The organism is Halomarina halobia, from assembly GCF_029338575.1.
In the GTDB taxonomy this organism is placed as follows: domain Archaea; phylum Halobacteriota; class Halobacteria; order Halobacteriales; family Haloarculaceae; genus Halomarina; species Halomarina halobia.
Genome location: NZ_CP119992.1, coordinates 861,619 through 875,303, shown reverse-complemented (window position 1 = coordinate 875,303; position 13,685 = coordinate 861,619). Strand labels below are relative to the sequence as shown.

Genomic DNA, 13,685 nt, shown 5'->3' with positions numbered 1-13,685 from the left:
CGATGGGCGCGCTGGACGTGGCGCGTCGGCGTCGGCGACGGGACTAGGTGCGGCCCGCGCGCCCGGGGTCGACGTCGATGGCGTCGACCGGGCAGACGTCGACGCAGAGCATGCAGTCGATGCACTGTGCCTCGTTCGCCGGATCGGCCTTGAGTTCGCTCTCCGGGTGCCCCGGCGTGTCCACCCACTCGAAGACGTCGACCGGACAGTCCTCGAGGCAGGCCCCGTCGGCGAGGCAGATGTCGAAGTCGACGGCGACGTGCGTTCCGTGGATGCCCAGTTTCTCGGGTTCCTCGACCGGCCCCCACACCGCGTGACCGTTGTGCTCGTCCACGGTTTCGCGGTTCGTCTCGAACTGCGGATCTATGGCCATTGTTGTCTATGGGCAGTGCACGCACGGACTTAATAGTATCCTCGCTGTCGATTCGGTCCGGTCGGTCGCCTCGCGGAGTTGACGACGACGAACGCGACCGGCGGGAACGCGGCGAGGTACGTCGACGCCGTCCTCGCGGTACTCGTGTCGCTCGATCCGATCGGCGTCCGGTCGCTACCCGTCGAGTGGATCGCCGCACTCCTCGGTCGGTTCGGCGTCGCCGGACGTCCCCCTCCCCCCGCTCGATTACCGCTTGCACCGGCCGATCGGTGATCGCCCCCGGGAACGAAAGTAGCGAGAGACCGAGGCGCGGTCCCGATGCACAATCACTTAGACGAAACGGGGATGACTGTTCGTATGGAGGAGATATTAACAGATATTCAGCAGACGATCGCGGCCTCGCCGACTCCGGCCGCGGAGTTCGGACGGTTGTCGCGGGGCCGACAGCGGGAGGTGTTCTTCCTCCTCCCGCGGCCGATTCAACAGTCGCTCGTCGAGGACATGGACCGCGAGCAGTTACAGCAGTTCGTCCGCAGGCTGGACCCCGACGAGGTCGCCGACGTACTGGGACTGGCGAACGAAGACACGCGTGGCGACGCGCTCCGACGACTCGACGACAATCGCCGGGAGAAAGTGGAATTCCTCCTCGGGTTCAGCCCCGAGAGTGCCGCCGGCCTGATGCACCTCGACTACGTTACCGTCGGAGCGCATCGAACCCTCGACGAGGTAGCACGGCGAGTCAAGCGACACGAGGCACGAACCGGCCGGGTCCCGACGATCTTCGTCACGGACGACGAGGAACTCGTGGGGGAACTCCCCGGACAGATCCTGGCGATGACCGACCAGGGATCCGTGGACCTCTACGACTACGTCCACGAGACGCCCGCTGTCACGTACGACACGCCGGAGGAGGAGGTCGTCGACGTGTTCCGGACGAATCCGGAGAGCTCAATCGCCGTGCTGGACGACGACGGGAGCATCCTGGGGGTCATCTACGCCGAAGATCTCCTCCGCATCATCGAGGAGGAAGCGGCCGAGACGCTCTACGAGTTCACCGGCGTTCAGGAGGAGGAGAGCATCCTCGACGGCCCGCTCGCGAAGGTTCGCCATCGCTACAAGTGGCTGATCATCAACCTCGGAACGGCGTTTCTGGCCGCCGGGGCGGTCGGCGTGTTCGAGGATACGATCGCGGCGTTCACGCTACTGGCGGTGTACATGCCGGTCGTCGCCGGAATGGGGGGCAACGCCGGCACGCAGTCGATGGCCGTGACCGTCCGCGGAATCGCGCTCGGACAGATCTCCCTGTCGACCGGGAGTCGCGCCGTGATCAACGAGGTCGTCGCGGGCGGCGCGAACGGGTTCATCACGGGCGTTCTCGTCGCGGTCATCGCCTCGGTGTTCAATCAGAGCCCGCTCCTGGGTCTCGTGCTCGGCGTGTCGATGGTGCTGAACCTCGTCATTGCCGGGTTTTTCGGGACGAGTATCCCGCTGGTGCTCGATCGGATCGGGAAGGATCCGGCGACCTCGGCGACGATCTTCATCACGACGGCGACGGACGTCCTCGGATTCTTCATCTTCCTCGGGTTGGCCCGGACTGTTCTCTGAGACGCCCCCGTGCCCGTCCGTGTTCACGGCCTCCGATTCGTGGACCGCGGTCCGCGCGCTGGACGAACGGGACGGCCTCTCGCTCGACCGTCCGGAGCGTAACCCGCTCGCCGTTCAGTAACGTCGGCCACGAGTCCGCGTTCGGCGAGGTTCACGATACCTCTCCGCGACGGTTCCGGTGGGGACGGGACCGGTCGATCCCCCGCCTCGACGTCGCGGACCTACGGGTGGGCGTAGTACGCCACGACGCGCCTCTCCTCCGACGTGTCCGCGTCGCCCCCCGCCACGCCGTCGATCCGGGCGAACCCGACGCGTTCGAACTGTACCACATCGCCGGGTTCGTACCCCTGGATGCCGGGCTCGGCGCGCCCCGTCACGTCGCCCCCCATCGTGCGCAGGGTGACGGGCACGCTCCCGTCGGCGGGGACCCAGTGGACGACGGGGACGCCCTCCTCGCGCACCGCGTCGATGTCGTCCCCGGTGAACTCGAACGCGTCCCGGGTGTGCCGGACGCAGCCGAAGCCCTTCAGCCAGACGCGTTTCCCGTTGGCCGGCACGTCGTCGGGTTCGACGAGGACGGCCCCCTCGACGGGAACCCGTCGCGTCCCCCGGTCCGGGTGGTCCGGGTGGATCGGCGGCTCGGCCGTCTCCGGGCCACCGACGACCGGCTTCTCCACGCCGCCGCGCACGAGGAAGCGGCGGTCGGCCTCGTCGTCGATCAGCTCGCGGTTCCTCGCGTAGATGGAAGACATGGCGAGGTCCACGTCGCTCGTGGAGGTGCCGAGTTCGACGAGGGCGTCCACGACGGCCCGGCCGCGGATCCCGCGCCGGCGGACGCTCGCGAGCGTCGGCGCGCGCGGATCGTCCCAGCCGTCGAGTTCGCCGCGCTCGATCAGTTCCTTGATCGTCGAGGTGGACATCTTCACGTCGTAGGCGTCGATCTGGATCTTCCCCCAGTGGATCACCTCGGGGTACTCCCAGTCGAAGTAGTCATAGACGAACCGCTGGCGCTTGGCGGAGTCCTGCAGGTCGATCCCGCGGACGATGTGGGTGATGCCGGTCAGGTGATCGTCGATCCCGGACTGGAAGTCGAGCATCGGCCAGCACCGGTAGTCCGCCGCTTCCGGGCGCGGGTGGGGCGTGTCGACGATCCGGAACGCCACCCAGTCGCGCAGCGCGGGGTTCCTGTGTTCGATGTCGGTCTTCACGCGCAGGACCATCTCGCCCGCGCGGTACTCGCCGTCGACCATCGCCTCGAACTCCGAGCGGACGGTCTCGGGATCCTTCCCCCGGTGGGGGCAGGGCTCGCCCGCGTTCTTCAGAGCGGAGAACGCCTCGGCGGCGCAGGAGCAGGTGTACGCCCCGCCTAGTTCGACGAGCTCGCGGGCGTGGTCGTAGTAGGTCTCCAGGCGGTCGCTCGCGCGGATCACCCCGTCCGGCTCGAAGCCGAGGTAGTCGATCGCGTCGAGGATGGCGTCGTAGGCGTCGAGATCGGGACGCTTGGTCTCCGGGTCGGTGTCGTCGAACCGACAGAGCATCCAGCCGCCGTAGCGGTCCTTGTACGTCCCGATGACGGCGGGCATGCGGGCGTTCCCCAGGTGCCACGGCCCGTTCGGGTTCGGCGCGAGGCGCATGCGGATCTCCCCGTAGTCCCCCGCGTTCGGGAGGTCGGGGAGCTCCCGCTCGTCCGCCTCGTCCTCGGCTTCGAGTTCCGCCAGCGCGTCGGGGTCGAGTTCCGCCAGACGTTCCCTGCGCTCGGCCGCCGGGAGGTCGTTGACGCGCTCGACGACGGGCGCGACGACGCCCGGGACCTCGCTCCCGTGCTCGCGGAACTCGGGGTTCTCGCCCATCAGCGGCCCCATGATCGCGCCCACCTGTGCGTCGCTGTCGTGCTTGAGCGCGTTGTAGAGCGCGCTCGTCTCGGCCGCGCGCTCGACGCGCTCGCGGAGGTCGTCGTCCATTACCGGTACGGTTCGCGCGAGGGGTCAAAACGGGCGTGGATTCCCTCGCGTCGGCGAACGACGATCGTCGTGGGCGGGGACCGTCGTCCGCCCCGGCGAGCAAACGTCGATCCGGCGGGAGAGCGCGACCCCGCCCTCAGCGCTGGGAGTCGCGCAGGATGAGCGGACCGATGGCGAGGGTTCGCTTCGCGATGGTGGCGACGCGGAGCACGTAGGCGATGAACAGGAGAAACGGAACGACCGTGACGGTGAACGCGGCCGCGGTCACCCACAGCAGGTCCGTGACGCCGAAGGTCGCCCCCGTGAACGTGGCCGTGTCCACGAACGTCGCCATGACCGCCGCGACGACGAGCGCGGGGACCGCCGCGTAGACGATGAGCTGTGAGAGGTCGATCAGCGCCCACTGGAAGTAGAGCGTCTTCACGTGCTCGCGGGCGGGGCCGAACATCGCGAGCGACGAGTGGAGGTCGTCGAGGGCGCGCCGGACGTTCTCGTCGATGTCGTCCGCGTACACGTCGCGGAGCCGCTCGGTCTGGAACATCTTCCAGGAGTAGTTGTAGTCGAGCGCCGCGTGGAGGACGTCGAACGAACCGAACGTGGCTCCGTCCAGCCGGTCGCCGACGACGTCCGCGTTCTCGACGAGGCTGTCGACGAACTCGTCTACCTCCCGCTTCAGGTCCTCCTCGGCGTCCGAGCCCGAGTCCAGGCCGTCGACCAGCCCCCGGAGCTTCTCCGCGCGTTTCGCGGACGCTTCGACGATGGACGCGAGGAACGCCGACGGGTCGGCCGGAGTCGTCGTCCCGATGAGTTCGCCGGTGTACGTGCGGAAGTCGAGCGCGTTGCTCATCCGTTCGCGCTGGTCGCCGAGCGGCCCGTTCTCCTGAGAGATGACGAGCTGGCTGATCGTGACGACCAGCGTCACGCCCGTGATGAGGGCGCTTATCATCGTGGTGAACAGCGTATCGAGGACGTCCCCGCTCGCGACCGTCTGCGTGAACGGAGGGAGGAGAAACACTCCCGCGAGGAGGAACGCGACGAACACCAGCGCCGCCAGGACGCCGGTGACGATGAGACGGTTCGCGCCCAGCAACAGCCAGAGCTTGAGTCGGTTCTCCCCGGCGCGCGACCGCATCGTGTTCTCCGTGCTGACGTCCGACTCCCGCCCCGCCGACCGCTCGGAACCGAGGGCCGTCTCACTCATCGGTCAGGGGGCGCTTGAGGACGAGGTACTTCGTCCCGCCGCCGGCGTAGTCGACGGAACACACGAGCTCCCATCCCTCGGTGCCGAGCTCGTTCAACTCCTCGCTCGGATCCGCCGCCTCGTGTTTCGTCGCCTCACGCGGCGGTCGGAGCGTCTCGTACTCCCAGCGCTGGGGGTCGTTCATCGTGCACTGTTGGACTCGGCGCGGGGGTAAAAACCTGACCGCGGGAGGGCGACCCGGCGGTCAGTAGGTGCGGTCGACGAGGTAGTCCGCGATGCCCGCGAGCGTCGTCCGCGCCTCGGACTCGGGGAGGACGTCGAGGCGCTCCTTCCCCCGGTCGACGAGGTCGCGCGCCGTCCCGCGGGCGTACTCGATGCTCCCGACCGACTCGAGGCGCTCGACCGCGGCCTCGATGTCCGCCTCGGTGACGTCGTCCGGGTGCCCCGCGTCGACGAGCGCGTCCACGTCGACGCCCCGCTCGCGGGCGTGCAGGGTGACGATGGTCCGCTTGCCCTCGACGAGGTCGCTCCCCCGCGTCTTACCGAGCGTCTCGCTCGGGACGGTGAGATCGAGGAGGTCGTCCTGGATCTGGAACGCCCGTCCGACGTCGAGCCCGTAGCCGCGTAGCGCGTCGACGACCGCCTCGTCCGCGCCGAGCAGGATCGCGGGGATGGCCGCGGCGGCGGCGTACAGCACCGCGGTCTTGTGCTCGATCATCTCGAGGTACTCCTCGGTCGTCACGTCGTCTCGCCCCTCGAAGTCTACGTCGAGGGCCTGCCCCTCGCAGATCTTCGTGCAGGTGGTGGCGAGCGTGTCGAGCGCGCGCACCGATCGATCGGCCGGCGCGCCGGTCTCGAGCATGCACTCGAACGCCTTCGAGTAGAGCGTGTCGCCCGCGAGGATGGCGGTCTCGGTGTCGTACTCCTGATGGACCGACGGGACGCCGCGACGGAGGTCGTCGTCGTCCATGATGTCGTCGTGGATGAGCGTGAACGACTGGATGACCTCGACGGAGACGGCGGCGGCCATGACGTCGAGTTCGTCCGGCCCGAACGCGCGGTAGTCCTCGGCCCGCGGTTCCGTCTCGGTGACCGCCTCCGCCGCGAGCAGGAGCATCGCCGGGCGCAGTCGCTTGCCGCCCGCGTCGAGCAGGTAGCGCGACGCCTCGTAGAGGCGCTCCGGACGCTTGATCGGGAGCGTCTCCGCGATGGCGTCGTTGACCTCCTCGCGGCGGGCCTCGATCGCCGCCTCGACGCGCGCGCTGTCGGCGCTCATTCCGTCAGTTGGATCATGTTCCCGTTTCGCGTGACGTGCAGGTCGCGCCCGAGCTTGTAGCCCTGGCTGGCGCAGAGGTCCGTGTACGGGGCGAAGCCCTTCATGTCCTGGTGGGCCGGGATGACGTGCTGGGGCTGGAGCGCCCGCAGCATCTCGTAGTGGCCCTCCTCGCGGAGGTGGCCCGAGACGTGGACGTCGTCGTAGATCCGGGCGCCCTGCATCTTCAGCAGCTTCTCGGACTGGTAGCGCTGGCCCTCGTTCGTCGGCTCGGGGATGACCCGCGCGCTGAAGATGACCTTGTCGCCGTCCTCGAGGTCGTAGGGGGTCTCCCCCCGACCCATCCGGGTGAGCATCGCGCGCGGCTCGCCCTGGTGGCCCGTCACGATGGGCAGGAAGTTCTCCTTGCCCTCGTTCATGATGCGCTTGAACGTCCGGTCGACCGACTTGCGGTGGCCGTACATCCCCAGATCCTCGGGGAAGTCGACGAAGTTCAGCCGCTCGGCCGTCCCGGAGTACTTCTCCATCGAGCGCCCCAGCAGGACCGGCTGGCGGCCGATGTCGTCGGCGAATTCGACGAGACTCGACACGCGGGCGATGTGACTGGAGAACGTGGTCGCGACGATCCCGCCGTCGTAGTCCTCCATCGACTGCAGCACGTCCCGGAGGTGGCGTCGGGCGACGCTCTCGCTCGGGGTGCGGCCCTTCCGCCCCGCGTTCGTGCAGTCCTCGATGTAGCAGAGGACGCCGTCGCCCTGCCGACCGATATCCCGGAAGCGGTCCATGTCGATCGGATCGCCCAGGACGGGCGTGTGGTCGATGCGCTTGTCGAGGCCGTAGACGACGGCACCCTCCGGCGTGTGGAGGACGGGATTAATGGCATCGATGATCGAGTGGGTGACGTTGACGAACTCTAGTTCCACCTGACCCGTGTCGCCGATGCGCATCGTCTCGCCGGCCTCCATCGCGACGAGGTCGTTCTGAACGCCGAACTTCTCCTCGCTCTGGATCTGCTGCTTGACGAGTTCGATCGTGAACGGCGTCGCCACGATGGGCGCGTCGTAGCGGTGGGCGAGCTTCGAGAGCGCGCCGATGTGGTCGAGGTGGCCGTGCGTCGGCACGATCGCCTGCACGTCGCCCTCCAGGTCGGACATGACGCGGTCGTCCGGGATCGCGCCCATGTCGATCAGATCGAGCGAGTGCATCCGCTCGGTCTCGACGTTGTCGTGAATCAGTACCTGCGAGAGGTTGAGGCCCATGTCGAAGACGACGACGTCGTCTCCGGCACGGACGGCCGTCATCTGCCGGCCGACCTCCTGGTAACCGCCGATCGTTGCGATTTCGACTTCCATAGTTTCCACTCCGAGAGGAGTCGCCCGGAGGAGCGCGGTCTGGCGCGCGACCGGCGAAGACGTACCGCTGGCACTCCAGAGGCCCGCGTGATCCGAGCGAATCGATAGACTGCGCCCGGATCGCGCCGGTCGCCCGCCCACGTTCCCGGGGCGACCGTATGCTCGGTTACTGTCCCCTACAGGCCGCGGTGTTAAAAACTACGTGGCTTGCTCCGCGTAATGCGACCCGGTAGCGAGGTCAGAAACCCGAGTTCGGCGAAGCAGTGACGGCGACCGGGCCGCCGTCGCGGTCACCCGATGCGCGTCCCCGGACTCCCGCCCGCGAGGAAGGTCTCGGCGTCGTCGAGTTCGAAGACGAACGCGGGGACCGAGAGCGAGAGCAGTTCGCGCACCTTTGCGGCCATCCCGCCGGTGACGTCGGTCGACTCGCTGCCGCCGACCGCGGCCTCGACCGCCTCGATCGATTCGATGCGCTCGATCACCTCGCCGTCCTCGTCGTAGACGCCCGGGACCGCCGAACAGAGGCCGACGCGGTCGGCGTCGAGGTGGTCGGCGAGTTCGACCACCAGTTCGTCGCCGCTGACGACGGTCGCGCCCCTCCCCTCGTGGGCGATGACGTCGCCGTGGACGACCGGGACGAACCCCTCCCGGACGAGCACCCGGACCTGTCCGGTCGGGAGGACGAGGTCGCTCACCGCGTTGCGAAAGCCCGCCGAGAACGGGTGGACGGGGACGGCGGGCACGTCCGCGGCGTGGAACGCGTCGAGGACCGCGTCGTTGAGTCGCTTCATCGCGGCGTGGATCGCGACCACGCCCTCGTAGTCGTGGGTGCCCCGCGTCCGGCTGACGCCGTACTCGTTCGCGTGGTGATGGCCGAACGACCCGCCGCCGTGGACCAGCACGAGGTCGTCGTCGGCCGCCGCCGCGACGGTGGCCGCGATCCGGTCGAGGGCCGCCTCGTCGACCGTCTCCGGCGAGTCCTTGTCGGTGATGACGCTCCCGCCGAGTTTCAGAATCGTGGTCATCCCTCGGCGCGCACCCCGTCGCGGTCGAGTCCCGCCCGGAAGGCGTCCTCGCAGCCGGGCGTGTACCGCAGCGCGGTCTGCGCGCCGGGCGTCTCGTCGAGCGCGACGATGCACCCGCCGCCGCCCGCGCCGGTCAGCTTCGCCCCGAGGGCGTCCGCCTCGCGCGCGGCCCACACCATCGCGTCGAGCGAGCGCGAGGAGACCCCGATCGCCGAGAGCAGGCCGTGGTTGAAGTCCATCAGGCGGCCGATCTCCTCGACGTCGTCCTCGGCCAGCGCGCGCTCGCCCCGGCGGACGACGTCGCCGATCGCCCCGACCGTGTCGGCGGCGAAGTCGTACTCCTCGCGGAGCGCGCGCACCCCGGCGACGAGTTCGCCGGTGTCGCCCGCGCCGCCGTCGTAGCCGACGACGAGCGGCAGGTCCGGGATGTCATCGATACGCTCGCAGTCGTCGCCCTCGACCCGGACGGCTCCGCCCACCGTCGAGCAGAACGTGTCGGTGCGGGACGCCTGGCCGTCCTGTACCCCGTGTTCGACCCTGTACGCGCGGTCGGCGATCTCCTCGGCCGGGAGGTCGACGCCGAGTTCGCGGGCCGCGGCGTCGATCGTCGCGACGATGACGGCCGCCGACGAACTCAACCCCGCCCCCAGCGGGATCTCGCTCTCGACGATCAGGTCGAGGCCGGCGTCCGGCGCGCCGGCGGCCTCGCGGGCCTGCTCGACGGCCCCGTCGACGTAGCCCATCGCCGCCTCCACGAGCGGCGTGGGGACGTTCACGTCCAACTGGTCGTTCGCGCCGCCGCTGTACTCGACGGTGAACCCGTCGAGAGTCAGGTCGCGGGCCTCCACCTGGAGGCGGTCGTCGTCCCGGCGTTCGACGGTCACCCGCGCACGACGGTCGATAGCACATCCGACCGCCGGTTCGCCGTAGACGACCGCGTGCTCGCCGAAGAGGTACAGTTTGCCCGGCGCGCTCGAAACGGTCATACCCGGTGGTAGCCGGACCGCCCGTTTAAGAGTATCCGAACGGTTCCGCCCGGCGGACGACCCGCCCGGCGCGACCGCTCGACGGCGTCGATTTCGACGGTACGATACCGATGCTCACGGCGACGGTGCCGCTCGTCGGAGAACGGGGAGACGGGCCCCCTCAGATCTCGGTCTCGAAGTCATCGAGCGCGTAGGACGGCTCGGCACCGCGGTTGTCCAGCGTCTCGTTCGCGAGCAGCCAGTAGACGACCGACAGCGCCTTGCGCCCCTTGTTGTTCGTCGGGACGACGAGGTCGACGTTGCTCGTCTGGTTGTTCGAGTCGCACATCGCCACGACGGGGATGCCGACGGTGATCGCCTCCTTCACGGCCTGACTGTCGCCGATGGGGTCGGTGACGACCACCACGTCGGGTTCGATGTAGCCCGCGTACTGCGGGTTCGTCAGCGTGCCGGGGATGAACCGCCCGGTGCGCGCGCGCGCGCCGACGGCGTCGGCGAACTTCTCCGCCGGATAGCGGCCGTACTGGCGCGAGGAGGCGACGAGGATCTGCTCTGGCTGGTAGTTCGCGAGGAACTTCGCCGCCGTGCGGATGCGCTCGTCGGTTCGGCTCACGTCGAGCACGTACAGCCCGTCGGTGCGGACGCGGTGGATGAACCGCTCCATGTCCTTGGTCTTCTGCTGGGTCCCGATGTGGACGCCGGCCGCGAGGTAGTCCTCCACCGGGATGAGCAGGTCCGCCTCCTCGTCGGGCATGACGTCCTCGTCGAAGGTGGGTCCCGACTCCTCCTCCTCCTCCGGTTCGGGGTCGGGGTTCGACTCCGTCGCGTCCTCGGTTTCCGGTTCGGCCGCCTCGTCGGCGGCGGGCGTCTCTGCTTCGGTAGACTCGTCTCGGACCTCGGCCTCGGCGGCCTCCTCCTCGGCGGCCTCCTCCTCGGCGAGCTCCTCGAGCCCTTCTTCGTTGTCGCTCATGCGTTTTCCTCGATTCGAATGAGTTCGTTGAGTTTCGCGGTTCGCTCGCCGCCGACCGCCCCCGTCTTGATGTAGGGGGCAGCGGTCGCCACGGCCAGGTGTGCGATCGTCGTGTCCTCGGTCTCGCCGCTACGGTGGGAGATCACCGGCGCGTAGCCGTTCTCCACCGCGAGTTCGATGGCGTCGAAGGCGTCGGTCAGCGTCCCGATCTGGTTCGGTTTCACCAGGACGCTGTTCGCCGCCCCGCGCTCTATCCCCGTCGCGAGCCGCTCCACGTTGGTGACAAACAGGTCGTCGCCGCAGATCAGCGTCCGGTCTCCTCGCGGGCGCTGCCCGCTCGAACGTCCCGAGGCGCTGTGCGCCTCGCTGCCCACCCGGTCGGTGAGGGCGGCGAAGCCGTCGAAGTCGTCCTCGTCGAGGGGGTCCTCGACGTAGACGAGGTCGTACTCGTCGATCAGGTCGGCGACGTAGTCGATCTGTTCGTCGGGCGTGCGCTCGGCGTCGGCGTACCGGTACGCGTCGCCGTCGAACAGCTCGGAGGCGGCCACGTCCAGCCCGATGCCGATCTCGAAGCCGACCTCGTCCTCGACGGTCGAGACGGCCTCGGCGACCACCTCGAACGCCTCGGCGTCGTCGATGGCGGGAGCCCACGCGCCCTCGTCGCCCTTCGCCGCGGGAACGCCGCGATCGGCGAGGACGTCGCTGACCTCGCCGTGGACGGCAGCGTTGGCGAAGACGGCGTCGGCGACGCTCGGCGCGCCGACCGGCGCGGCGAGGAACTCCTGGATGTCCGTCGCGTCCGCGGCGTGCTCGCCGCCGCCGATGACGTTGCCGAGCGGCGTCGGGAACTCGTTCCCGCGGAACGCGCCCCCGAGGTGCTGGTAGAGCGGCGCGCCGAGCATGTCCGCCCCGGCCTTCGCGGCGGCCATGCTGATCGCGACGGCGCTGTTCGCGCCGATCTCGCCGAAGTTCTCCGTCCCGTCCGCCTCTCGGAGCACCCGGTCGACCGACCGCTGATCGCCCGCGTACACCTGTCCCTCGAGCCGAGGGACCGCGAGTTCGCGCGCCCTGGCGATGGCCTCCTCGGCGGGGAGTTCGATCGCCTCGTACTCGCCCGTCGATGCGCCGCTCGGGGCGGCACCGCGTCCGAACCCGCCGCTCTCGGTTCGGACCTCGGCCTCGACGGTCGGGTTGCCGCGGGAGTCGAGGATCCGCCGCAGGCGGATCTCGGTGATGAGCGTCACGTTGCTCCCTCCCCCCGGTGGACGGTGAAGGGCAGGACCCCCGCGTCGTACTCCTCGGCGGCGATGAGGATGGGTTCGGTCTGCTCCGTCTCCACCAGCACCGGAGCGCCGTAGGAGACCTGCAGCGCTCGCGCGCCGATGATGCGAGCCTTCTCGTAGCGGTTGTGGTGTTGTTGGGCCATCACTGGTACGGAGAGACGATGTCGACGAGGTCCTTGTGCGAGACGAGCATCCGCCGGCAGCACGCCCGCTCGATGCCGAGGTCGTCGAGCACGTCCGACGGGGACTCACCCTCCTCGGTGCGGCGTCGGTACTCGTCCCAGTACTCGCCGACGACGGTACCACACGTGAAACACCGGACGGGTATCATCATGAGTGGATCACCTCAGCGGTAGGACTTCTGGTAGCGCGCGCGAGCGCCGGGACCGCCCCACTTCTTGGATTCGGACTGGCGCACGTCGTTCACCAGCAGCGAGCGGTCGAAGTTCATGTAGGCGTCGCGCAGTTCGGCGTCGTTCGTGTGCTCGACGAGTCCGCGGGCGATGGCCGTGCGGACGGCGTCGGCCTGTCCAGTGATGCCGCCGCCGGAGACGTGTACCTCGACGTCGACGCCCTCGCGGAGGTCCTCGCTCGCGATGCGGAACGGTTCCAGCATCTTCAGGCGGGCCATCTCGGGCTCGACGAGCTCGACCGGCCGTGCGTTGATTCGCACCCGACCCTGGCCCTCCCGGACCGTGGCGCGGGCGACCGCCGTCTTCTTCTTGCCGCTGGTGTTAGTTACCATGTAACGTTCGCCCCCAGTTGTTCGCTGATCTCGCCCAGCGAGACGAATTTGATGTTCGATAGCCGGTCGAGGGAGGTGTCCTCGAGCACCTCGCCCTCCTCGTCGAGCGGGTTGCCGACGTAGACGCGGACGTTCTCGAGGGCCTCGCGACCGCGCGGGGTCTTGTAGGGGAGCATCCCGCGGATCGAACGCTTGAGGATGCGGTCGGGGCGCTTCGGGTAGTACGGCCCCTGATCGGAACCGACCTCGGCGCGCTTGCGGTAGACCGCCATCACGTCGTTCTCGTTGCCCGTGATGACCGCGCTCTCGGCGTTCACGACGGCGACGCGCTCACCGTCGAGCGCGCGCTGGGCGACGTTGCTCGCGACGCGGCCGAGGATGCAGTCCCGGGCGTCGACGACGACGTCTGCGTCGAACTCGGCGACGCTCATCGGATCACCCGTACGTTCGAGCCGTCGGGGTTCTGTTCGAGTGCCTGTTCGAGGTCGATCGCCTCACCGACCTGACCGATCTTCGTGCGGGCCGTCCCGGAGAAGTCGACGGCGGCGACGGTCACTTCCTTGCGGAGTGCGCCGCTGCCGAGGACCTTACCGGGGACGATGACGGTCTCGTCCTCCTTGGCGTACCGCTCGATACGCCCGAGGTTGACCTCCGCGTGCGTGCGCCGGGGCTTCTCGAGCCGCTCGGCGACGTCGCCCCACACGGCCGCCCCGCTGCGCGCGGCGGCCTTACAGTCGGCGATGAGACTCTGGAGTCTCGGGTTCGTCTTGTTCATTATTGTGACACCTGAGAGAAGTGCAGGGAGCAGGATTTGAACCTGCGGACCTCTACAGGACAGCGCCCTGAACGCTGCGCCGTTGGCCAGACTTGGCTATCCCTGCTCGCGATTGTATCTACCTCGACGCCCCACA

General features: G+C 68.9%; 17 protein-coding genes and 1 tRNA gene. 2 read left to right on the top strand and 16 right to left on the bottom strand.

Annotated features, from left to right (window positions below; genetic code table 11):
• Positions 1-43: 43 nt before the first annotated feature.
• Positions 44-373 (bottom strand): 4Fe-4S dicluster domain-containing protein, encoded by a 330-nt coding sequence (locus tag P1K31_RS04745; protein WP_276305133.1) that lies wholly within the window; start codon positions 371-373, stop codon positions 44-46.
• Between the two features lie 78 nt (positions 374-451).
• Here P1K31_RS04745 and P1K31_RS04740 point away from each other — a divergent pair, with 78 nt between their 5' ends.
• Positions 452-646 carry a hypothetical protein gene (locus P1K31_RS04740; RefSeq protein ID WP_276305132.1) on the top strand — a complete coding sequence of 65 codons (195 nt, stop codon included), beginning with the start codon at positions 452-454 and terminating at the stop codon, positions 644-646.
• A gap of 84 nt (positions 647-730) precedes the next feature.
• Positions 731-1,978, top strand: coding sequence for a magnesium transporter (locus P1K31_RS04735; RefSeq protein ID WP_276305131.1), 1,248 nt, complete (start codon positions 731-733; stop codon positions 1,976-1,978).
• Positions 1,979-2,199: 221 nt separating this feature from the next.
• Here the strand turns inward: P1K31_RS04735 and P1K31_RS04730 are convergent, their stop codons facing one another.
• The 15 genes from P1K31_RS04730 to P1K31_RS04660 form a co-directional block, all read right to left on the bottom strand.
• On the bottom strand, positions 2,200-3,939 hold the full coding sequence (locus P1K31_RS04730) for a glutamate--tRNA ligase (protein WP_276305130.1): 1,740 nt from the start codon (positions 3,937-3,939) through the stop codon (positions 2,200-2,202).
• 136 nt (positions 3,940-4,075) lie between these two features.
• Positions 4,076-5,140: a DUF7972 family membrane protein gene (locus P1K31_RS04725; protein WP_276305129.1), complete on the bottom strand. Its 1,065-nt coding sequence runs from the start codon at positions 5,138-5,140 to the stop codon at positions 4,076-4,078.
• On the bottom strand, positions 5,133-5,324 hold the full coding sequence (gene sp36 / locus P1K31_RS04720; RefSeq protein WP_276305128.1) for a Sp36 family protein: 192 nt from the start codon (positions 5,322-5,324) through the stop codon (positions 5,133-5,135). The genes P1K31_RS04725 and sp36 overlap by 8 nt, the downstream gene beginning before the upstream one ends.
• 60 nt (positions 5,325-5,384) lie before the next feature.
• Positions 5,385-6,416 carry a geranylfarnesyl diphosphate synthase gene (idsA3, locus tag P1K31_RS04715; protein ID WP_276305127.1) on the bottom strand — a complete coding sequence of 344 codons (1,032 nt, stop codon included), beginning with the start codon at positions 6,414-6,416 and terminating at the stop codon, positions 5,385-5,387.
• Positions 6,413-7,765, bottom strand: a complete 1,353-nt coding sequence (locus P1K31_RS04710) for a ribonuclease J (RefSeq protein WP_276305126.1) — start codon at positions 7,763-7,765, stop codon at positions 6,413-6,415. Before P1K31_RS04710 ends, idsA3 begins: the two co-directional genes overlap by 4 nt.
• A gap of 290 nt (positions 7,766-8,055) precedes the next feature.
• Entirely contained in the window at positions 8,056-8,790 is a 735-nt protein-coding gene (locus tag P1K31_RS04705) for an isopentenyl phosphate kinase (protein ID WP_276305125.1), read from the bottom strand.
• Entirely contained in the window at positions 8,787-9,776 is a 990-nt protein-coding gene (gene mvk, locus P1K31_RS04700) for a mevalonate kinase (protein ID WP_276305124.1), read from the bottom strand. Before mvk ends, P1K31_RS04705 begins: the two co-directional genes overlap by 4 nt.
• Before the next feature lie 160 nt (positions 9,777-9,936).
• Positions 9,937-10,746, bottom strand: a complete 810-nt coding sequence (gene rpsB / locus P1K31_RS04695; protein WP_276305123.1) for a 30S ribosomal protein S2 — start codon at positions 10,744-10,746, stop codon at positions 9,937-9,939.
• Positions 10,743-11,990: a phosphopyruvate hydratase gene (gene eno, locus P1K31_RS04690; RefSeq protein ID WP_276305122.1), complete on the bottom strand. Its 1,248-nt coding sequence runs from the start codon at positions 11,988-11,990 to the stop codon at positions 10,743-10,745. The genes rpsB and eno overlap by 4 nt, the downstream gene beginning before the upstream one ends.
• Entirely contained in the window at positions 11,987-12,172 is a 186-nt protein-coding gene (locus P1K31_RS04685; protein ID WP_276305121.1) for a DNA-directed RNA polymerase subunit K, read from the bottom strand. The genes eno and P1K31_RS04685 overlap by 4 nt, the downstream gene beginning before the upstream one ends.
• Positions 12,172-12,363 (bottom strand): DNA-directed RNA polymerase subunit N, encoded by a 192-nt coding sequence (locus P1K31_RS04680; RefSeq protein ID WP_276305120.1) that lies wholly within the window; start codon positions 12,361-12,363, stop codon positions 12,172-12,174. The genes P1K31_RS04685 and P1K31_RS04680 overlap by 1 nt, the downstream gene beginning before the upstream one ends.
• Positions 12,364-12,375: 12 nt before the next feature.
• Entirely contained in the window at positions 12,376-12,774 is a 399-nt protein-coding gene (locus P1K31_RS04675) for a 30S ribosomal protein S9 (RefSeq protein WP_276305119.1), read from the bottom strand.
• Entirely contained in the window at positions 12,768-13,205 is a 438-nt protein-coding gene (locus P1K31_RS04670) for a 50S ribosomal protein L13 (protein ID WP_276305118.1), read from the bottom strand. Before P1K31_RS04670 ends, P1K31_RS04675 begins: the two co-directional genes overlap by 7 nt.
• On the bottom strand, positions 13,202-13,549 hold the full coding sequence (locus tag P1K31_RS04665) for a 50S ribosomal protein L18e (protein WP_276305117.1): 348 nt from the start codon (positions 13,547-13,549) through the stop codon (positions 13,202-13,204). Before P1K31_RS04665 ends, P1K31_RS04670 begins: the two co-directional genes overlap by 4 nt.
• Before the next feature lie 21 nt (positions 13,550-13,570).
• A tRNA-Leu gene (locus P1K31_RS04660) sits at positions 13,571-13,655 on the bottom strand.
• Between the last annotated feature and the right edge of the window lie 30 nt (positions 13,656-13,685).

Bases quoted from the DNA above. Each gene is read 5' to 3' on its own strand.
- P1K31_RS04685 (WP_276305121.1), bottom strand. From the start codon at position 12,172: ATGGCCCAACAACACCACAACCGCTACGAGAAGGCTCGCATCATCGGC.
- rpsB (WP_276305123.1), bottom strand. From the start codon at position 10,746: ATGAGCGACAACGAAGAAGGGCTCGAGGAGCTCGCCGAGGAGGAGGCC.
- P1K31_RS04675 (WP_276305119.1), bottom strand. From the start codon at position 12,774: ATGGTAACTAACACCAGCGGCAAGAAGAAGACGGCGGTCGCCCGCGCC.
- mvk (WP_276305124.1), bottom strand. From the start codon at position 9,776: ATGACCGTTTCGAGCGCGCCGGGCAAACTGTACCTCTTCGGCGAGCAC.
- P1K31_RS04725 (WP_276305129.1), bottom strand. From the start codon at position 5,140: ATGAGTGAGACGGCCCTCGGTTCCGAGCGGTCGGCGGGGCGGGAGTCG.
- P1K31_RS04730 (WP_276305130.1), bottom strand. From the start codon at position 3,939: ATGGACGACGACCTCCGCGAGCGCGTCGAGCGCGCGGCCGAGACGAGC.
- P1K31_RS04670 (WP_276305118.1), bottom strand. From the start codon at position 13,205: ATGAGCGTCGCCGAGTTCGACGCAGACGTCGTCGTCGACGCCCGGGAC.
- P1K31_RS04745 (WP_276305133.1), bottom strand. From the start codon at position 373: ATGGCCATAGATCCGCAGTTCGAGACGAACCGCGAAACCGTGGACGAG.
- P1K31_RS04665 (WP_276305117.1), bottom strand. From the start codon at position 13,549: ATGAACAAGACGAACCCGAGACTCCAGAGTCTCATCGCCGACTGTAAG.
- P1K31_RS04735 (WP_276305131.1), top strand. From the start codon at position 731: ATGGAGGAGATATTAACAGATATTCAGCAGACGATCGCGGCCTCGCCG.
- P1K31_RS04705 (WP_276305125.1), bottom strand. From the start codon at position 8,790: ATGACCACGATTCTGAAACTCGGCGGGAGCGTCATCACCGACAAGGAC.
- idsA3 (WP_276305127.1), bottom strand. From the start codon at position 6,416: ATGAGCGCCGACAGCGCGCGCGTCGAGGCGGCGATCGAGGCCCGCCGC.
- P1K31_RS04710 (WP_276305126.1), bottom strand. From the start codon at position 7,765: ATGGAAGTCGAAATCGCAACGATCGGCGGTTACCAGGAGGTCGGCCGG.
- sp36 (WP_276305128.1), bottom strand. From the start codon at position 5,324: ATGAACGACCCCCAGCGCTGGGAGTACGAGACGCTCCGACCGCCGCGT.
- P1K31_RS04680 (WP_276305120.1), bottom strand. From the start codon at position 12,363: ATGATGATACCCGTCCGGTGTTTCACGTGTGGTACCGTCGTCGGCGAG.